At 35.5% G+C, this 20,052-nt stretch carries 15 protein-coding genes and 1 tRNA gene; 8 read left to right on the plus strand and 8 right to left on the minus strand.

Annotated elements, in window-relative coordinates; translation table 11 throughout:
* The first annotated feature begins 124 nt into the window (after positions 1 to 124).
* Complete coding sequence (locus tag EKL98_RS00005) at positions 125 to 949, plus strand: universal stress protein (RefSeq protein WP_126453832.1); 825 nt, start codon at positions 125 to 127, stop codon at positions 947 to 949.
* 119 nt (positions 950 to 1,068) lie between these two features.
* Here EKL98_RS00005 and EKL98_RS00010 read toward each other — a convergent pair.
* Positions 1,069 to 1,139, minus strand: a tRNA-Gln gene (locus EKL98_RS00010).
* A gap of 238 nt (positions 1,140 to 1,377) precedes the next feature.
* Here EKL98_RS00010 and EKL98_RS00015 point away from each other — a divergent pair.
* Both EKL98_RS00015 and EKL98_RS00020 read left to right on the plus strand, forming a co-directional pair.
* Positions 1,378 to 4,659: a glycosyltransferase family 117 protein gene (locus tag EKL98_RS00015; protein ID WP_126561228.1), complete on the plus strand. Its 3,282-nt coding sequence runs from the start codon at positions 1,378 to 1,380 to the stop codon at positions 4,657 to 4,659.
* 72 nt (positions 4,660 to 4,731) lie between these two features.
* Complete coding sequence (locus EKL98_RS00020) at positions 4,732 to 5,367, plus strand: polysaccharide deacetylase family protein (RefSeq protein WP_126561487.1); 636 nt, start codon at positions 4,732 to 4,734, stop codon at positions 5,365 to 5,367.
* A 5-nt stretch (positions 5,368 to 5,372) separates the two neighbouring features.
* Here the strand turns inward: EKL98_RS00020 and EKL98_RS00025 are convergent, their stop codons facing one another.
* Positions 5,373 to 5,669, minus strand: a complete 297-nt coding sequence (locus EKL98_RS00025; RefSeq protein WP_126458398.1) for a thioredoxin family protein — start codon at positions 5,667 to 5,669, stop codon at positions 5,373 to 5,375.
* 64 nt (positions 5,670 to 5,733) lie between these two features.
* On the minus strand, positions 5,734 to 6,978 hold the full coding sequence (locus EKL98_RS00030; protein WP_126458395.1) for a metallophosphoesterase: 1,245 nt from the start codon (positions 6,976 to 6,978) through the stop codon (positions 5,734 to 5,736).
* A gap of 329 nt (positions 6,979 to 7,307) precedes the next feature.
* Between EKL98_RS00030 and polA the strand changes: the two genes are divergently transcribed.
* The 3 genes from polA to EKL98_RS00045 all read left to right on the plus strand — a co-directional run bounded on the left by polA (position 7,308) and on the right by EKL98_RS00045 (position 11,808).
* Complete coding sequence (gene polA, locus EKL98_RS00035; protein ID WP_126561229.1) at positions 7,308 to 10,148, plus strand: DNA polymerase I; 2,841 nt, start codon at positions 7,308 to 7,310, stop codon at positions 10,146 to 10,148.
* A gap of 305 nt (positions 10,149 to 10,453) precedes the next feature.
* A complete protein-coding gene (locus EKL98_RS00040) occupies positions 10,454 to 11,362 on the plus strand; it encodes a pseudouridine synthase (protein ID WP_126458390.1) in 909 nt (302 codons plus the stop codon).
* Positions 11,363 to 11,427: 65 nt separating this feature from the next.
* Positions 11,428 to 11,808 carry a nuclear transport factor 2 family protein gene (locus tag EKL98_RS00045; protein WP_231507426.1) on the plus strand — a complete coding sequence of 127 codons (381 nt, stop codon included), beginning with the start codon at positions 11,428 to 11,430 and terminating at the stop codon, positions 11,806 to 11,808.
* Positions 11,809 to 11,886: 78 nt separating this feature from the next.
* On the opposite strand, the gene EKL98_RS00050 is transcribed toward EKL98_RS00045, so the two are convergent.
* Entirely contained in the window at positions 11,887 to 14,034 is a 2,148-nt protein-coding gene (locus tag EKL98_RS00050) for a M3 family metallopeptidase (protein ID WP_126561230.1), read from the minus strand.
* 179 nt (positions 14,035 to 14,213) lie between these two features.
* On the opposite strand from EKL98_RS00050, the gene EKL98_RS00055 reads away from it, so the two are divergent.
* Positions 14,214 to 15,980: a DUF885 domain-containing protein gene (locus EKL98_RS00055; protein WP_126561231.1), complete on the plus strand. Its 1,767-nt coding sequence runs from the start codon at positions 14,214 to 14,216 to the stop codon at positions 15,978 to 15,980.
* A 1-nt stretch (position 15,981) separates the two neighbouring features.
* Entirely contained in the window at positions 15,982 to 16,671 is a 690-nt protein-coding gene (locus EKL98_RS00060; protein ID WP_126561232.1) for a hypothetical protein, read from the plus strand.
* Between the two features lie 168 nt (positions 16,672 to 16,839).
* On the opposite strand, the gene EKL98_RS00065 is transcribed toward EKL98_RS00060, so the two are convergent.
* From EKL98_RS00065 to EKL98_RS18380, 4 genes are all read right to left on the minus strand, one after another.
* A complete protein-coding gene (locus tag EKL98_RS00065) occupies positions 16,840 to 17,256 on the minus strand; it encodes a hypothetical protein (protein WP_126561233.1) in 417 nt (138 codons plus the stop codon).
* 416 nt (positions 17,257 to 17,672) lie between these two features.
* The gene (gene moaCB / locus EKL98_RS00075; protein ID WP_126561234.1) at positions 17,673 to 18,587 is read right to left on the minus strand and encodes a bifunctional molybdenum cofactor biosynthesis protein MoaC/MoaB; all 915 of its coding nucleotides are present in this window, start codon (positions 18,585 to 18,587) and stop codon (positions 17,673 to 17,675) included.
* 189 nt (positions 18,588 to 18,776) lie between these two features.
* Positions 18,777 to 19,604, minus strand: a complete 828-nt coding sequence (cobA, locus tag EKL98_RS00080; RefSeq protein WP_126561235.1) for a uroporphyrinogen-III C-methyltransferase — start codon at positions 19,602 to 19,604, stop codon at positions 18,777 to 18,779.
* A complete protein-coding gene (locus EKL98_RS18380) occupies positions 19,601 to 19,732 on the minus strand; it encodes a hypothetical protein (protein WP_262706902.1) in 132 nt (43 codons plus the stop codon). Before EKL98_RS18380 ends, cobA begins: the two co-directional genes overlap by 4 nt.
* Positions 19,733 to 20,052 lie beyond the last annotated feature (320 nt).

The raw sequence follows: 20,052 nt of genomic DNA on the forward strand, positions 1-20,052 counted from the left end.
ATAAATATACTGATTATCAGCTTATTAATCTAATTTTTAAACAGATATTTCTTTCTTTTTTAACCCTTGATTCGCATGAACAATTCAAAACAACAGTTTTACCATAATTTAACACGCTGTAATTATGAAACGTATTTTAGTCCCAACCGATTTTTCTGATCATGCCGGAAACGCTCTAAAAGTGGCTGCTGTAATTGCAAGAAAAAACAAGTGTGAAATATTCCTATTGCATTTGTTAGAACTCCCAAACCACATGAATGACTCTGTTACTGGAGCAGACATTACTCCGGCGCTTATGTTGTTCATCAAAAAAGTTAACGAAAACCTTCAAAAAATAAAAGAACAGCCCTATTTGAAAGGAATTCCGGTACATGTCTCTGTACAATTTGAAAAAGCTTTTAGCGGTATTTTATCCTTTAACAAAAAGAATAAAATTGATTTAATCGTTATGGGCTCTCATGGCACTTCAGGCATTGAAGAAATCATTATTGGCTCTAATACTGAAAAAGTGGTCCGACTCTCCGAAATTCCAGTTTTAGTTATAAAAAAAGATGTAGGTAAATTAAAATTTAAAAATTTCGTCTTTGCCTCTGATTTTTCAAAAGAAGCTAAAAAGCCTTTTAAAAAAATGATGGAGTTCGCGAAGATCTTTGATGCCAATTTGTTTTTAGTCATGATTTGCACACCCAATAGTTTTAAGACCACTCTTGCTGCCGAAAAGGTGATGGGCGCTTTTATGGCTGAATTTGATCTTCCAAACTACTCCTCACATCTATTTAATGATGCAAATATTGAAAGTGGAATAATCAATTTTTCAAAAACAATAGATGCTGATTTAATTGGCCTTTGCACTCATGGCAGAACTGGTTTAGCGCATTTTTTTAACGGAAGCATCAGTGAGGACTTAGTAAACCACACCACCAGACCTGTTATCACTTTTAGAATTTAACTCCTTTTGGCTTTGCAAAAACAACTAACCAACTTCACTCTCTTATCTCGAAAATCCCAACAAACACTACTCAGAATTTTATCTATAAAAAAACCTCTCAGGAATTGAGAGGTTTTTTGTTGGTCTACAAGGACTCGAACCTTGAACGACTGCACCAAAAACAGTTGTGTTACCATTACACCATAGACCAGCAGTGCTGCTAAGCGAGTGCAAATTTAAAATAATATTTAGTTTGCACAAATTTTTTTTGTCTTTTTATTAAAAAAATAACAACAAAAAATAAAATCAGCTGCAAAGCATCTCAAAAGAGCTTTACAATCAATTGATTATTGAATTTTATTACTTTTCCAGAAAATAGTGTTAATGCTACTAGGGTTAAATAAAAAAACATTTTCTTTGTAACTTACATTTAAACTAAATTTTAATACATGGACAAAGGAACATTCAACTTCAATAAATGGAACACAATTGTTGGTTGGTTAACATTTGGAATCGCATTATTAACTTACACTTTAACTGTTGAGCCTACTATGAGTTTTTGGGATTGTGGCGAATACATTTCCACCGCAGCAAAACTTCAAGTTGGCCACCCTCCGGGAGCTCCTTTATACCAGATGATTGGCGCTTTTTTTGCCATGTTTGCATCAGATGATCAACACATTGCCTTAATGGTAAACATGATGTCTGTATTCTCGAGTGCCTTTACTATTTTATTCCTTTTTTGGTCTTCGTCCATTCTTCTAAAAAAATTGATTTCCCGATTTTCAGAGACTAACAGAAACAATGAAATCGTTATACTAGGAAGTTCATTTGTTGGTGCTTTAGCCTTCACCTTTTCAGATAGCTTTTGGTACAATGCTGTCGAGGCTGAGGTTTACGCCATGGCATCCTTGTTTATTGCCCTATTGTTTTGGCTGGGTTTACGCTGGGAGCAAGACATGAATACTCCAAGAGGAAATAAGTGGTTATTGATTATTTCTCTTGTTGTAGGACTTTCCTTTGGGGTTCACTTTATGGCATTACTAACAATTCCCGCAATAGGTTTTCTTTATTTTTTTAAAAACTATAAGGTAGTAACCGTTAAAAGTTTCCTTATTGCAAATGTTGTAGTAATTGCTATTTTGTTGTTTATTTTCAAATTGCTACTTCCTATGACCATGGGATTCTTTGGTAAAACAGAAGTTTTTATGGTCAATAGTTTAGGACTGCCGTTTGACTCGGGCACTGTGTTTGTTACAATAGCTTTGATTGCTTTCTTTTACTTTGGATTGAAATACACCAAACAAAAAGGGTTTGTGTTCTACAACACCATAATTCTTTGCATCCTTTTTATTTTAATTGGTTTCTCGACATGGATGATGCTACCCATTCGAGCAAATGCAAATACTGTAATCAATGAAAACAAACCGTCTGATGCCCGCGAAGTTTTAGCCTATTACAATAGAGAACAATATGGCGTAAATGCATTGTTCTATGGTCCACAATACACAGAGAATTTTGCCGGATTAGATGCCAATAATCCTTATTTAGACAAAGCACCCAATTATGAAAGAGATTATAAAACAGGGAAATATGTTATTGTCAATAATTATAAAAATGCTTCCCAAAATTCAGATGACAATCATAAAACCATTCTCCCAAGAATGTGGAGCGATGGACATATTGAAAATTACATGAATTTTACCAATCCGCCTCAATTCAAATTAAATCCTAATTATCCTTACGAGGATGATTTAGCAAAATACGGTATTGATGCCAGTCAGCTTAGTGAAGAAGATTACAATAAAGCGATTGCACAACTCAAAAATGAAACTCAAAAAATAATTTCTGAATTCAGACAAGCCTACGCACAAAAACAAATTGACAACGAAGGATATGTCACCTTCCTAAAAAGTTATGGCGACTATTTGATTGTTGAAAAACCAACAACTGCGGACAATCTAGGTTTTATGGTAGAGTATCAATTTGGATACATGTATTGGAGGTACTTGATGTGGAATTTTGTTGGCCGTCAAAATGATGTTCAGGGACGATACGACTATCTGGATGGCAACTGGCTCAGTGGTATAAAATTCATTGATGAATTGCATTTAGGAAGTCAGGACAACTTACCATCGGATGTATTGAACAATAAAGGTCGGAATGTATATTTCTTTTTGCCTTTTATTCTGGGCCTTATTGGACTTATGTATCATGCCAATAAGGATTTAAAAAGCTTTTATGTTTTGCTTGCCTTGTTCCTTTTTACGGGAATAGCCCTGAAAATTTATTTGAACGAAAGGCCTTTTGAACCTCGAGAAAGGGATTATGCATTGGTAGGCTCCTTTTATGTATTTGCCATCTGGATAGGCTTTGGTGTTTACGCCTTGTATGAAAGTGTCAAAAAACATCTCGCTCCAAAAATAGCTGGCCCTCTCCTTATCGCATTAAGTTTGGTAGCGGCACCAGTGCTTATGGCGTCACAAAACTGGGATGACCACGACCGTTCCGGCAAATATACCGCCTTGTCTATGGCAAAAGCGTATCTTACCTCGTGCGACCCTAATGCCATCTTATTCACCATTGGAGACAATGACACTTTCCCGCTTTGGTACGCACAGGAAATTGAAAAAATAAGAACCGATGTCAAAATTGTAAACACCAGTTTATTCATGACGGACTGGTATATCGATCAAATGAAAACCAAAACATACGAATCAGACCCAGTACCGGTTTCATTTACACACGAGGAATATGTTGGAGATAAATTAGACTATGTGGCCCATATTCCAAAAATTGAAAGTCGCTGGGATATAAAAGATTTTATCGATTTTATTAAAAATCCGAAATCAACGGTAGGAATGCAAAACGGACAAACCATCCATTTTTACCCAACCAATAAGATTCGGATTCCCGTTGACAAAAATACGATCATACAAAACAAAGTAGTATCCCCTAAATACAATGACTCTATAGTGCCTTATATTGATATAGACATCAAAGGGAGTGCGTTGTACAAAAACAGATTGATGATGCTTGACATTGTTGCTAATAACAACTGGAAAAGACCAATTTATTTTAGCGGTGGTGCTTATGATAGCGAGGACTACCTCTGGATGAAAGAATATCTTCAACTCGAAGGTATGGTGTACAAACTAGTTCCAATAAAAACTCCAATGTCCAAAGATGGAAGTCCACTTGAAATGGGACAAATAGACACTGACAGAATGTATGCAAAGGTCATGAAATGGGATTGGGGAAATAGTGATAGTCCTTCTATTTATCATGATCCAGAAACCAGAAAAAATAGCATTACCTACCGAAACAATCTGTCAAGATTGATGAATCAGTTAATCCTGGAAGGACAGAAAGAAAAAGCCAAAAAAATCATTGATTTAGCTATGGCAAAAATGCCTTTGGACAGCTTTGGCTATTATTCATTAGTAGAACCTTTTGCGGGAGGCTATTATAAAACTGGCGAAAAAATAAAAGCCGAACAATTATTGGACCGATTAGTCTTTAAGTACCAAGAAAACCTCAGCTATTATGGCAATCTTAAATCTTCTGAACAAAGCAGTATTGCAATTCCAATCATAACTGATATTGAGCGCTACAGAAGCCTCTTGCAAGTCATGAAAGAAAATGGCGATCTCGCATTTTACAATAAGAACAAAATTGTCTTCAATACGTACATCAAAATGTTTGAACGTTTTGGACGCGACAAGGAGTAATATTAAAGATCCATTAAAAAAATAGTGACATTGAAAAATGTCGCTATTTTTTTTAATTTTAAAATGAAAAAAATGAAATTGTATTGGACAAAGACCCATTCGATTATAAAAAAAATATTCTCTAATTATAGTTGGGATGTCTCCAATACAGGAAATACTGTATACCTTACCTTTGATGACGGCCCCATTCCAGAAGTTACAGAATGGGTTTTGGTGGAATTAAAAAAATACGGAATCAAAGCCACTTTTTTCTGTATTGGAAATAATATCGAAAAAAATTCTGAAATATTCAAAAAGGTGATTCGGGAAGGCCACACCATAGGAAACCACACTTTCAACCACTTAAATGGCTGGCAAACAACTACTGAGACGTACATCAAAAACATGCAACAGGCTCAAGAAGCAATTGAAAACCACACCCATCCAGACGCTAAACTTTTTCGCCCTCCGTATGGAAAAATAAAAAAATCGCAATCAAAAAAACTACAAAGACTAGGGTACAAAATAATTATGTGGGATGTCCTGAGTGCTGATTTTGATGCCACAATATCTAAAGAAAAATGCCTGAACAATGTGCTGTCAAATTTAAGACCGGGGAGTATTATTGTTTTTCACGACAGTATAAAAGCGTTCAAGAACCTACAATACGTGTTGCCAAAAACACTAGCTTATTTAAAAGAAAATAATTTTAAGTGCAACCCTTTATAAAAATATTACAATTGTTCCTGAACGAGACTAATTATCGTATTGGCGTCAAGTTCTCCGGACTGTCTCCAGATCATCTGACCTTGTTTATAGATCATCAACGTAGGCAACCCTTTGATCCGCAAAGCATCCGCTAATTCTTGATTTTTATCCACGTCAATCTTAATGACTTTCGCTTTATCGCCAAGAGCCGCCGCTACATCTCTGATCACAGGATGCATTAAAACGGAGGATTCATTCCACTCCGTATAAAAGTCAATTAATACCGGAATTTTAGTATTTATAAGTTCTCCAAATTTTGACATAAAACCAAAAATTTAATTTTTAAAATTCACTAAACAGAGATATTATTTTTACAAATGTAGCATTTTAAACGAATTCTGCTACATTAGTGCCTTTTTTTAGTTCGATGACCGTTATTTCCGGCATGATTCCTACTCTTCCGGGAAAGGCATGAAAACCAAATCCCCTATTGACATAAACGTATCTTCCCAGGTTTTCATATAAGCCGGCCCATTGTTTGTATACGTATTGCGCCAAACTCCATTTGAAATAACCGGGAATTTCGATTCCAAATTGCATTCCGTGTGTGTGCCCGGAAAGCGTAAGGTGGTAGTGTTTATCATCGTGCTGCACCACGTGCTCCCAATGGGAAGGGTCATGGCTCATCAAAATCTTGAAATCTTCTTTCTTTAACTGCCCCGAAGCCTTATTCAAATCTCCGGCCTGCTTGAAATTATGTCCCCAGTTTTCGACACCTACTAATGCTATTTTGGCATCTCCTTTCTCGATAAACGTATGCTCATTCAGCAATAAATCAAACCCAATTTCTCCGTATAAATTTTTTATTGCCTTAAAATTATCTGCTTTTGCGGCTTCACTTGGCCAGGTTACATATTCTCCGTAATCATGATTCCCCAAAACGGAATATTTGCCATATTCATGTTTCTTAATTCGGTTGAATGTTTCTATCCAAGGATGCATCTCTTTGGCGTGCGTATTGACAATATCTCCAGTAAACAGAATCATATCTGAATTTTGCTCATTTACCAAGTCAATCGCATAATTAATTTTTTCCGGGTCATCAAAGCTTCCACTATGAACATCGGATATTTGAGTAATTTTAAAACCATCAAAAGCATCCGGTAAATCCGGAAAAAAAATACGCTGCCTGATCACTTTGTAATTGTATTTCCCAATCGTGACTCCATATATCAAGGATAAAAACGGAACCGCCGCTAACCCTAATCCTATTTGACTGATAAACTTTCTTCTGGAATTAAGGAAATCAGTACTCTTGTCATAATCCACGAAAAAATTTAAGGCTCCAGCACCTACTCTAAAAATGTCTTCCCCTATTAAAATTAAGGCTAAAATTAATTTTGGAACATAAACAATAAGCAACAATCCCATACTAAACATGAATTGCTGGGTTTGTCCTACGCTACGGTCAAATTGCATTAAAGAATACACGATATATATTAAAACTAATAGGCTTATACCCTGAATTGAAAACAATATTAGTTTTGATTTTATCAAAGTTTTTAAGATCTGAAAAGTATACAGCTCAATAATAAGTAGAATTGAACACAAGAATACGACACGGAAAATCATTTTTAATCAAATTTTACACAAAATAACAAATTAAGAAAATAGTATGCGTTTTTATTAATCTAAATTTAACTAAAATTACATTAAATCAACTTGAAACAGCTTAGCTGAAATAGAAAAACTTAATTTTAAATAAAAAGCAAAACCGTTATCGTACAAATTATTCGTGCTTTATTTAATAAACAAGTTTAACAAATATAAAATCGCTGCACCTAAGCCCCTGTTTCTCCTATTTTATTTTAAAAAACATAGTGAAATTGATTTGAAGAAATATTTCATGCCTTTATCTGACAAGTTTTGTACTTTTGAAAACTTTACAAAAATTACAATTCATGTCACAACAAAAACGCCTGTTTCTTCTTGATGCCTATGCCTTAATCTTCAGAGGCTATTATGCTTTTATAAAAAATCCACGGATCAATTCTAAAGGAATGGATACATCCGCCATTATGGGTTTTATGAATTCATTGATGGATGTTATAAAAAGAGAAAAACCAGATCATTTAGCCGTTGCTTTTGACAATGGTGGCAGCCAGTTGAGAAATGACATCTTCCCGGAATACAAAGCCCATCGTGATGCTACTCCGGAAGCCATAAAAATTGCTATTCCTTATATCCAAGATTTACTGAAAGCCATGCATATTCCTATAATAGAAGTCAAAGGCTATGAGGCTGATGACCTAATTGGGACCATTGCCAAACAAGCCGAAAAACAAAATTATAAAGTTTTTATGGTCACCCCGGATAAGGATTTTGCACAACTTGTTTCTGAAAACATATTTATGTACAAACCTGCCCGAATGGGGAATGGAATAGAGATCTGGGGAATTCCTGAGGTTTTGGCAAAATTTGAAATTGAACGTCCGGATCAGGTAATCGATTTCCTTGGAATGATGGGTGATGCAGCGGATAATATTCCAGGACTTCCCGGGGTAGGCGAAGTCACTGCAAAGAAGTTTCTAAAAGAATTTGGAACCATGGAAAATCTTTTAGCTAATACGGATAAGCTGAAAGGAAAAATGAAAGAGAACATTGAGGCGAACAAGGAAAAAGGATTATTATCTAAAACCTTAGCCACAATTTTACTGGATTGTCCCGTTATTTTTGATGAAACGGACTATGAATTATCCACTCCTGATGTCGAAAAAACAGACGCACTGTTCAACGAGTTAGAATTCCGCCGAATGGCAGAGCAGTTTGACGCTATATTCAAAAAAGGAGCGACTGCGACAGCCAATAACCCGGTTGATGAAACTAAATTATATAAAAAAACACAACCTAAAACTGAAGAACAGTTTGATCTTTTTGGAAGTGCCATTCAGGAAGATTCATCAGAAGAAACACGCCATCAATATTATAGTTCATTAGCAAATACAGAACATTCGTATCAGATAATCCAAGGGGATTTAGGGCTGAAGTTGCTGTTGCAAAATTTACAAAAACAAGCTTCAGTATGTTTTGACACCGAAACAACTGGTCTAGATGCTTTGCATGCCGAATTAGTGGGGATTTCGTTTTCTTTCGAAAAAGGAAAAGGATTCTATGTTCCTTTTCCGGAAAATCAAGAGGAAGCACAAGTTTTAATCGAGAAATTTATTCCTTTTTTCGAAAATGAAAACATCGAGAAAATTGGTCAGAATTTAAAATACGATTTAAAGATACTCTCTAATTACAAGGTTACCGTAAAAGGAAAACTATTCGATACCATGATTGCACATTATCTAATCAATCCGGATATGCGTCATAATATGGATATTTTGGCAGAAACATATTTAAAATATTCCCCGCAATCTATTGAAACTTTAATTGGGAAAAAAGGAAAAAACCAGAAATCAATGCGCGACGTTGAACTGGAAGAAATCAAAGAATATGCGGTTGAAGACGCTGATGTAACTTTGCAACTCAAGGAAATATTCACTTTAGAATTAGACAAAACCGGCACCAAAAAACTTTTTGAGGAAATCGAAATTCCATTGGTACCTGTTTTGGCCGCTATGGAAAAAGAAGGAATCCGTGTAGATGTCGATTTCTTGAAATCCCTGTCGAAAACCTTGGATGATGATATAAAGATATTGGAAGCAAATATTTATGAAACTGCCGGTGAAAAATTCAATCTCGCTTCCCCAAAACAACTGGGCGATGTATTATTTGACAAATTGAAAATTGGAGGAGCCAAACAAAAGAAAACCAAAACCGGTCAATACGCAACCGGAGAGGAAATCTTAAGCTATTTAGCCGCTGAAAACCCAATTGTAAAAGACATTCTGGATTGGCGACAATTGATAAAGCTGCAAAACACGTATGTTGATGCTTTACCCAACCAAGTTGACAAAATCACGAACCGCATACACACCGATTATATGCAAACCGTTGCGGCAACAGGACGATTGAGTTCGAATAATCCCAACTTACAAAACATCCCGATTCGAACCGAACGTGGCCGACAAATCCGGAAAGCATTTGTGGCACGAGATGAAAATTACACATTGGTTTCTGCAGATTATTCCCAAATAGAATTGCGAGTAATTGCTGCATTAAGCGGTGAAGAAAACATGATCAAAGCCTTTCAGAATCACGAAGACATTCACAAATCTACTGCTTCAAAAGTCTTTAATGTTCCGCTGGAAGAAGTGACTCGCGAGCAACGAAGTCAGGCCAAAACGGTCAATTTCGGAATTATATATGGTGTTTCGGCTTTTGGATTGAGCAATCAAACTAACTTATCTCGTAAAGAGAGCGCTGATTTGATTGAAGCGTATTACCAAACCTATCCAAGATTAAAGTCCTATATACAGAATCAAATAGATTTTGCAAGAGAGAACGGTTATGTACAAACAATACTGGGTCGTCGTCGTTATTTGAAAGATATCAATTCACAAAACGCCATTGTTCGTGGTGGCGCAGAACGAAATGCGGTAAACGCACCAATTCAAGGCAGTGCTGCTGATATCATCAAAATTGCAATGATTAATATTCACGGAAAACTAACCTCTGAAAATTGGAAAAGTAAAATGTTGCTACAGGTTCATGATGAGCTTGTGTTTGATGTGCATAATGATGAACTCGAAAAAATCAAACCGATGATAAAATATGAAATGGAAAATGCTTTCAAGTTAAATGCTCCACTAGAAGTAGATCTTGGTACTGGCAAAGACTGGCTGGAAGCGCATTAATAACTGCTTGAAATATCCCAGAAAGATTGCATCTAATAGTACAATTAGCGCTTTATTGCGGCAGTATTTCACTGTTTCATTCCTGATAAAACGAACAAAAAACAACTTATGAAAATAGCAAGATGACTAGATTTTTTTTGTTTTAAAAAGAAAAGGGGGATCAGTAGAAATCGAGAGCCAGCTCTAAAAAGCGAATTTAATTTTTTTTTAATTCGCTTATTAACAAGCCAGTTACCGTTTTTATAATTGCCATCTATTGATTGTCAATTATATAAATACTATCTTTGCGCAAATTAAGGAATATTATGAATAATAAGCAAGGCAACAATAAAGGAAGTGGTGCTAGAACAAATAGTTCAAGACCAAGTTCTAACAAGCCAAAACCTGCGATGCAAAAACGGGCACAAGGGCCAAAAAAAGTTAAAATAAATACTAAAGTTGTAGCTGTCGATACGGATAAAGTAGAAAAAAAACCAAATCAAGCTCCTAAAAGACCAAAGGTAAAAGACGAAATCCGTTTGAATAAATACATCGCCAATTCTGGGGCATGCTCGCGTCGTGATGCGGATATTTACATTCAATCCGGAACTGTAAAAGTAAATGGAATTCCCGTTATCGAAATGGGATATATGGTAAAACCGGGAGACGTAGTAAATTTTGACGGTGCCACTTTGACACCGGAGAAAAAAGTATACATCTTATTGAACAAACCAAAAAACTTTACTACTGCGATGGACGAAGGTCAGGAATATCGTAATGTACTGGAACTGGTAAAAGGCTCTACAACAGCAAAAATTGGCGCTATTGGGAGAATGGACAAGAATACAACTGGTTTACTATTGTTTACGAATGATACGGATATGATTCGTAAATTTACGTTACCAAGTCAAAAATCATCTAAAATCTACCAAGTTTCATTAGATAAAAACTTGAAATTTGAGGATTTAGAAAAAATAAACAAAGGACTGACTCTTGACGGACACCGTGTTTTTGTGGAAGATGTAAGCTACATTGACGGAGAAGCGAAAAGTGAAATTGGATTACAGTTGAGATCCGCTAACGTGAAAGTGGTTCGTAATATTTTTGAACATTTCAGTTATGATGTGTTGCGTATTGACAGAGTTGCTTTTGCTGGTTTGACTAAAAAGAATTTACCAAGAGGAAACTGGAGATTGCTTACTGAACAAGAAATTATCAATTTGAAGAACGTTTAATATTTCTTTGAAATTATAAAATTAAATCCCTTTTGCGTAGCAAAACGGGATTTTTTTAATTAAAAATGCAAATTAAAATTAGTATGATGCCAGAAAAATTACAATCTATAGCTTTTAAATGGTTTGAAACTTTCAACAATAAAGAATTAGAAAAACTATTGTCTTTGTATGATGACGATGCTGTGCATTTTAGTCCAAAACTAAAAATATTCAAACCCGAAAGCAACGGTTTTGTCACCGGCAAAGAAGCCTTGCGAGAATGGTGGAAAGATACTTTTGAACGTTTGCCGAGTTTGAATTACAATGTAAAATCGCTTACCGCAAATGGTGACCGCGTTTTTATGGAATACATACGAACGGTAGCCGGTGAAGAAGATTTACTGGTAGCAGAAGTATTAGATATCAGAGAAGGTAAAATAATTGCTTCCAGAGTGTATCACGGATAAGCCTTTTTTGAAGGACAATAAAAAACCCTACAACACATTATTTGTATTGTAGGGTTTTTGCTTTAGAACAAAATTATTTTATCCTTTTATCTTTTTAAATACTTCTTCTTTTTTGTCCAAACCACGTTTTCTCAACAGCGGTTCAATACTTGGCTCCGCACCGCGGAAACGTTTGTACAAAACCATCGGATCTTCTGTCCCTCCTTTTTCCAAAACATTCTCACGGAATAATTTGGCTTTTTCAGGATTGAACAAAGTAGTTGTTTTGAACGCTTCAAAAGCATCCGTATCTAAAACTCCTGACCATATATAACTGTAATATCCGGAAGAATATCCTCCAGAGAATATATGACTGAAATACGTACTTCGGTATCTTGGAATAATAGATGGAATCAAACCAATTTTTGTCATTGCTGCTTTTTCGAAAGCGTTTGCATCAACGGTAATGTCTTTGGTTTGAGAATGGTATTCTAAATCCAATAAAGAAGCTGCTAGATATTCTGTTGTAGTAAAACCTTGGTCAAAAGTCCCTGCTTTTTTTAATTTATTCACCAATGTTTCTGGAATCACTTCCCCAGTTTTATAATGCTTTGCATACATTTTTAAGACCTCTGGTTCAGCTGCCCAATTCTCCATAATTTGAGAAGGAAGTTCTACAAAATCTCTTGGAACACTTGTTCCTGCTAAACTTTTATAGGTAACATTAGACAGCATTCCGTGTAAAGAATGTCCAAACTCGTGAAAGAAAGTCGTAACCTCATCAAATGTCAAAAGTGCTGGGGCATTCGCTGATGGTTTAGTAAAATTACAAACAATAGAAACTACTGGAGCCACGCGTTTTCCGTCAACCGTTTTTTGAGTTCTGTACGAGGTCATCCATGCACCGCCTCGTTTGGATTCACGCGGATGAAAGTCCATGTATAAAACACCCAAATGGGTTCCGTCTTTCTCAGTCACTTCCCAAACTGTAACATCTTCATGGTATTTTGGAACATCCGTCAATACTTTAAACTGAAGCCCGTATAGCTTTTCGGTTACTTGAAAAACGCCTTTTCTAACATTTTCTAAACTGAAATACGGCTTTAATTCTTCTTCGTCTAAATCAAAACGTTCTTTTCTGATTTTCTCCGTGTAATACCTCCAGTCATACGGCTGTACGGCACCTTTAATTCCTTCTTTAGCCATCATTTTCTGAATATCGGCAGCTTCCGTTTTAGCAATTTCCAAAGCTGGTTTCCACAAATCATTCAATAGCTTATTCACATTTTCGGGAGTTTTAGCCATTGATTCTTCCAAGACATAATTGGAATGTGATTTATACCCTAATAATCGTGCTTTTTGCCCACGAAGATTTGCTAATGCTATTGCATTCTTTTTATTGTCAAATTCATTATCTTGATTACCTCTAGTCTGGTAGGCATTCCAAATTTGCTTGCGCAATTCTCGATTAGAACTGTATTGCAGAAATGGCATCACACTGGAATTAGAAAGGGTAAAAACCCATTTTCCTTCTTTGCCTTTTGCTTTGGCATCAACAGCTGCAGCATCAATTAATCCTTGTGGCAATCCAGACAAATCTTTTTTGGTATCAACAACCAACTCGTATGAATTAGTCTCCGCCAAAATATTCTGTCCATACTTTAAACTGGTCAGCGAAAGATCTCCGTTTATTTTACGCAATATTTCCTTGTCAGCATTTGATAAATTGGCTCCACTACGAACGAAATCTTTGTACGCATTATCCAAAATTTTAGCCTGTTCTAAATTCAGTCCCAAAGTTTCTTTTTTGTCCCAAAGCGTTTTTACTTTTGCGAATAATTTCTCGTTCAGGTAAATATTATCTCTGTGCGCGGAAAGATTTGGTGCCATTTCTTTGGCAATATTCTGAATCTCTTTATTGGTATTCGCCGAATTCAGATTAGAAAAAACCGTATTCACATTCGATAATAATTCCCCTGCATTTTCCATGGCAAGAATAGTATTCTCAAAAGTAGCGGGTTGCGTATTATTTGCAACAGCATTAACCTCCGCTTGATGGGTACTAATTCCCTCTAAAATCGCGGGCTTAAAATGTTCGTTTTTAATTTTATCGAAAGGCGGCACATTAAACGGCGTGTCGTAAGCCTGAAAAAATGGATTCATACTAGTGTTCTCTTGTTTTTCTTGTGCTTCAATTGTTAGCATATTTCCGATAACTAACAAAATAAAAAAGGATTTTTTTCTCATTTAGGTGTGATTAATTAAAAAAGTAAATTTAGCAGAAATCTACTAAAAACAAACTGTACGATGGCGCGTTAACTAAATTTTATGACAAATAAAGATATTTTTACAAACGAAAAACTATCCTTACATTTGAATTTGAAAAAAAAACAATAAATTAGCTCAATCTATTACCAAATATAATTATGAAAAAAATAACCACTCTTTTACTTTCCGTAACCACTTCATTATTGCTTCTTAATTGTAAATCGGAAGAAAAAAAACAAGACTTTAGCAGTTTGACAGAAAATTATTTTGACGACAAAAATGCTATGAATCCTCTGGATGCGACCCAAAGTGGTCAAAACCAATACAACGACCAACTGCAGTTTGAAATGACGGACAGTTTTAGAAAATCACAAGAAGCTTTCTTTAACAAATACCAAACTGCCTTAAAAGGATTTGCTATTGAAGACTTATCCGAAGAGGAAAAAAACAGTTACGAAATCATCAAATGGGAAGTTGAAATCGGGAAAGATTTATTAAAACAACCGACAAATTTGTTGCCGGTACATCAATTTTGGGGAACACATCTAACCATGGGACAATTTGCGGGAGGAACCGGTGCACAACCATTTAAGACAGAACAAGATTATACCAATTTCCTAAAAAGAATGGACAAATATGCTGTCTGGATCGATTCAGCAATGGTGTATATGAAAAAAGGAATGGCAAAAGGGGTTGTTTTACCAAAATCATTAACGGTAAAACTGATTCCACAATTTGCAGAAATGGCTACACCTAAAATCGAAGACAATTTGTTTTATTCTTCTATAATACTCCTGCCTACTACTTTTCCTGACAGAATCAAAAACGAGTTAACCGCAAAATATACCGCAACCATCAACAACAAATTGATTCCGCAATACAAGAAAATGGCCGATTTCCTGAATAAAGAATATCTTCCTGCTTCCAGAGCTACCAGCGGAATAGGAAGTTTGCCTTTTGGAAAAGAGCTATATGCCACGTATGTAAAACAATGGACCACTACTGATATGACTCCCGAACAAATTCACGAACTGGGATTAAAAGAAGTTGCACGATTGAACGCCGAAATGGAAAAGGTAAAAACGCAAGTAGGTTTCAAAGGCACTTTATTAGAATTCTTTGAAGTGGTTAGAAACAAAAAAGAATTAAAACCATTTACAAAACCAGAAGAGGTTATAGCCAATTTTCAAAGCATTTATACCCGTATCAAACCGAATGTAGATAAATTATTCGCACTCCAACCCAAGACGAAGTTTGAAATCAGAAGAACAGAAGCCTTTAGAGAAAAAACGGCTAGCGCCGAGTACAATCAAGGAACTGCTGATGGTTCGCGCCCAGGCATTTTCTATGTTCCGATACCTGATGTAGCGAATTATAATATGTACGGCGATGAAGATTTGTTTTTGCATGAAGCCGTTCCTGGACACCATTTCCAAATATCCTTGCAGCAGGAAAACGAAAATCTTCCTGACTTCAGAAAATTCAATTGGTTTGGCGCTTATGGTGAGGGTTGGGCTTTGTACACGGAAAGCTTAGGAAAAGAACTGGGATTGTATCAAGATCCATATCAATACTTTGGAATGCTGGGCAATGAAATGCACCGCGCAGTGCGACTAGTAGTTGACACTGGACTGCACTCCAAAGGCTGGACTAGAGCGCAAGCCATCCAATATTCATTAGCAAATGAGGCCGAAAGTGAAGCTAGTATTATTCCAGAAATAGAGCGGTATATGGCCATCCCTGGACAGGCTTTATCCTATAAAATTGGTCAGTTGAAGATTCTAGAATTACGTAAAAAAGCCGAAACAAAAATGGGTGCTAAATTCGATATTAAAAAATTCCATGAAAAAGTATTGGAATCCGGTGTAATGCCTTTAGCGATATTAGAAAATAAAATTAATGCTTGGATACCTAAATCTAACTAAAATGAAAAAAATAACCGTTAACGTCTTATTCCTGTTCTGCATTGTTTTAAATAGCTATTCTCAAGGATATCTTGATAAAATTGACCCATACTCAACTGGTGTATTATATCGAAGCACTGATTTAAACAATCCTGTTTTAGCAAAAACAGAAGGCACGCACTACCTCAATAAAGACTTTCAATTAGCGGAAGTTTCTGATGTTCCAAAAAAATTAATGGTGCGATACAATGCCGTCACAGACACTCTAGAGATTCAAAGTGAGGGTGACCAATTCTTTTCGCTCACAAAAAAAGCTCCATATAATACCATCACTATGGTTTCTAACCAAAATAAATTAAAACTTTTAAATTACACAAATAAAGAAGGCGACGTTTATGGGTACCTATCTGAATTACATGGTACAAGCTATCTCGCCTTGTACCGAAGAGATAAAATTATACTCCAAAAAGCAACAGAGGCCAGAACAAGCTATCAGCAAGCTAAACCCGCAAAATTTGTTAAAACAAATGCAGAGTATTATCTAAGTTTAGAAAATAAAATAGCAAGACCAATGCCAAAGAACAAGAAAGAGCTTCAAGACTTGTTCCCAATGAAAAAAGAGAAAATTGCAGTTTACTTAAAAAAGAATACCTTTTCTTTGAAAGAGGAAAAGAGTATTATTGAAATTGCAAAATTTCTTTCTGCTTTATAGAAACTTCACTAAAAAACATAGAAATCCGGAGATATACCTGATGACTCGGATATGTGAGCGCAACGATAGTGGACTTGCTAACTTTCCTCTCTAACCCCGGGGTAAAGCCTCGAGGAATTCAACTGATTGAAGAATTTGATTATGGGCACGAGCGGGGAATTTTCTTTGTTATTTAATCTTTTTAAAATCGTAAATTTTATTTTTGTCTGTTATATAATAAATCAGTTTAGATACAGTATCGTTTTCAGTCATACGATAAGCATTTATTTTGAAATAGCTTTTATCTTTAATTTTATCATAGCTTGTTCCTAATGTATCAATTTGTTTGTTTATCCCTTTGTACATAGCACTTTCTGTTAAATCTGAGTCTATCAAGCCTGATGCTTTTTTATACATTTCATCATAAGAGTTTTTATAAGCATCTTTTCCTAAAACTTTTGAATTAGTAAATTTAAAAAGATCTAATTCAGTTTTAGTAATGTTTTGATTTTTTAATAAATCATTTTTAACTAAATCTATTTGCTCGTCATTTTTAGAGCAAGAAAAAAATGCTATTGTTAATGAGATAAATATTATTTTCTTCATAATTTTTTTGATTTAAGTTTTATCTATTGGGTTTATTTAATTTTCGTTTAGTTCGGAAAAACTGACCACCAACTCGAATAAAGATCAAACCCTATAAGACTTATCTTCCCTAAATTAGGTCGCTTTGTCTAATAAAAGTCAGTGTTCATTTATTTTCAAATATATAACTTAATACCGAAAATACTGATAAAAACGCATTAAGCTTTATATCTTCTTCAAAAGTAAATCCTTTTACTTTAGGGATTTTACGGGAAATCACATTCTCGTACTTTTTTTTACAAAATCCCTAGCTCGCTTTTGGAGGTACTACAATTCCATCGACCGGCATGCAATAGGTGCAACGCAAATTGTATTTCTCAATTAGAGAAATACGTAAATAGTGGTGTTTACATCCAAAATCATTCGATAAAACAGCCTTATTTGATATCATGATTATTGCCTTTCAAAATATGAAAAACATGCAGCACATGAGGAAATATCGCATCCATGGATTCCTTTGCGCCATTGGTTGAACCTGGCAAAGCCAATACCAACGAATTCCCTAAAGTTCCCGCGACTGTTCTGGAAAGCATGGAATACGGCATGCGTTGTTGTCCATAATTGCGAATGGCCTCCTCAATTCCCGGAATTCGGGTTTCTAATAAAGGCTCCAGTGCTTGCGGGGTGACATCTCTTGGCGAAAGCCCGGTTCCTCCTGTAAAAATGATTAATTGATTTTCTTTGGCAAAAGCTTTAGTCCGCTCCTGAATCACATCAATTTCATCCGGTATGATTTCGTAATGCGTCGTTTCTACACCGCTAATTTCCAATTTTTCAACGATTATTTTTCCGGAACGATCTTGTTTATCTCCCGCAAAAATAGAATCGGAACAAACGAAAACCGCCGCTTTAATTGCGGATGGAAATCTATTTTTGAAAGACGATTTTCCGCCTTCCTTACTGATTAATTTAATGGTTGAAATCTCGATATTTTTGTCAATTGGTTTCAGCATGTCATACATCGTAAGCGCCACAATCGAAGCACCGTGCATCGCCTCTACCTCAACTCCGGTTTTGTAAACCGTTTTCACGTTGAAAATAATATCAATGCGTAATTCGTTAATTTCATATTCCACCGATGTAAATTCAATTGGAATAGGATGACAATCCGGAATGGATAAATGCGTGTTTTTCACGGCAAATAAACCAGCCGTTTTAGCCATTTCCAGTACGTTTCCTTTGGGAACCAGATTATTTATAACGGCGTCAATTGTGGCTTGAAGACTCACAATTACTGTGGCCTTTGCGGTTGCTGTACGAAGCGTACTTATTTTATGTGTGATATCAACCATTTTTTTTTAAATGTTTAAAGTTTCAGGTTAAATCTGATAACGACTAATTATAGAAACTACGAACTACTTTTTAATTATTTTTGTACTTTAAAATGTTTAAGACAATCATTAAAGACAATCGCTATCGACAACGGACTTTATGACTTTCGACTTTAAGACCTTCGACTCGGTTACTTTATGATATTTATACTACAACCTATTTTTATTCCCCGTAAAAGTACTGTTTTCAACTATTTCTTTATCAGAAACAGGTACATCTTCAACATTCTTCTTTTGAAAATAAGCCGTTAGTTTTGAAGCATTACGTACCACTTCTCCAATGACAATAATTGCAGGTGACGAAAGTTGGTGTTCTTGAACCAATTTCACAATAGAATTGATGGTTCCCACCACTTTTTTCTCCGTGTCTTTTGTTCCGTTCTGAATGATGGCAACCGGTAAATCATCGGTTCTGTTGTTTTGATAAATCGAAATAATTTCGTCTAATTTATTCATTCCCATCAAAATAACCACCGTTGCCGCGGATTGCGATGCCAAAGCCACATCTTTAGATAATTTATGATTCGAAGTAGTTCCGGTGATTACCCAGAAACTTTCGGCAATTTTTCGCTGTGTCAAACTGATTCCGTTAGACGCCGGGACACCTAAAGCCGATGAAATTCCGGGAACAATTGCGGTTTCCAAATCAAATTTTTCAGCATATTCAATCTCTTCGCTTCCTCTTCCAAAAACAAATGGATCGCCGCCTTTCAACCGGACGACATGACCAAAACGTTTTGCCATCGATACAATCAATTCATTAATTTGATCTTGACTGTAGGCGTGACAACCAAAACGTTTCCCCACAAAAATAATTTCTGCCTGCGTCGCATATTGCAACAATTCCTCATTTACAAGGGCGTCATACAAAACAACAGCTGCACTTTTTAATGCTTTGATCGCTTTCAAAGTAATTAACTCTACATCTCCGGGACCTGCCCCTACGATTGTCAATTTTGGTGTATTGGAATTTTTCATTTTAACTGGGATAAATTGGTATTCAATTCGTTCAACTCGGCAACAGTATTTATATTTTTAAACACCTGTCTTTTTTCATTCGGAATCGGAATCAATTGGCGTTGTACAGATGCAATGGAACGTGTCATTTTTAACTCCTTTTCATCAATCGCCTTTTATAAAACTGGCACTATTCGTTTCGGATAGATTCCTATCAAAGGATGCATCCGATTTGCCTCTTCAAAAGCAGTTTTTTATTTATGATAAATAAATTAGATTTATACAAAAAGACAAAAATTATATTAAAATCCTAGTCGTTTTATCGTTTTAGTTAAAAAATAAAAATAATTCAAGATACAGTCAATATGTGATTATTAAGCAAAAAAACCTATTGTATCGTCGTTTATTAAGATAATTAACTGAATATAAAACAGAATAATATAAAAATATATGTTATTTTTTACATAAT

This window comes from Flavobacterium bomense (assembly GCF_003970355.1).

Bases quoted from the DNA above. Each gene is read 5' to 3' on its own strand.
- EKL98_RS00025 (WP_126458398.1), bottom strand. From the start codon at position 5,669: ATGTCAAAATTTGGAGAACTTATAAATACTAAAATTCCGGTATTAATT.
- moaCB (WP_126561234.1), bottom strand. From the start codon at position 18,587: ATGGTTGATATCACACATAAAATAAGTACGCTTCGTACAGCAACCGCA.
- EKL98_RS18380 (WP_262706902.1), bottom strand. From the start codon at position 19,732: ATGACACGTTCCATTGCATCTGTACAACGCCAATTGATTCCGATTCCG.
- polA (WP_126561229.1), top strand. From the start codon at position 7,308: ATGTCACAACAAAAACGCCTGTTTCTTCTTGATGCCTATGCCTTAATC.
- cobA (WP_126561235.1), bottom strand. From the start codon at position 19,604: ATGAAAAATTCCAATACACCAAAATTGACAATCGTAGGGGCAGGTCCC.
- EKL98_RS00015 (WP_126561228.1), top strand. From the start codon at position 1,378: ATGGACAAAGGAACATTCAACTTCAATAAATGGAACACAATTGTTGGT.
- EKL98_RS00060 (WP_126561232.1), top strand. From the start codon at position 15,982: ATGAAAAAAATAACCGTTAACGTCTTATTCCTGTTCTGCATTGTTTTA.
- EKL98_RS00040 (WP_126458390.1), top strand. From the start codon at position 10,454: ATGAATAATAAGCAAGGCAACAATAAAGGAAGTGGTGCTAGAACAAAT.
- EKL98_RS00030 (WP_126458395.1), bottom strand. From the start codon at position 6,978: ATGATTTTCCGTGTCGTATTCTTGTGTTCAATTCTACTTATTATTGAG.
- EKL98_RS00055 (WP_126561231.1), top strand. From the start codon at position 14,214: ATGAAAAAAATAACCACTCTTTTACTTTCCGTAACCACTTCATTATTG.
- EKL98_RS00005 (WP_126453832.1), top strand. From the start codon at position 125: ATGAAACGTATTTTAGTCCCAACCGATTTTTCTGATCATGCCGGAAAC.
- EKL98_RS00050 (WP_126561230.1), bottom strand. From the start codon at position 14,034: ATGAGAAAAAAATCCTTTTTTATTTTGTTAGTTATCGGAAATATGCTA.
- EKL98_RS00065 (WP_126561233.1), bottom strand. From the start codon at position 17,256: ATGAAGAAAATAATATTTATCTCATTAACAATAGCATTTTTTTCTTGC.
- EKL98_RS00020 (WP_126561487.1), top strand. From the start codon at position 4,732: ATGAAATTGTATTGGACAAAGACCCATTCGATTATAAAAAAAATATTC.
- EKL98_RS00045 (WP_231507426.1), top strand. From the start codon at position 11,428: ATGCAAATTAAAATTAGTATGATGCCAGAAAAATTACAATCTATAGCT.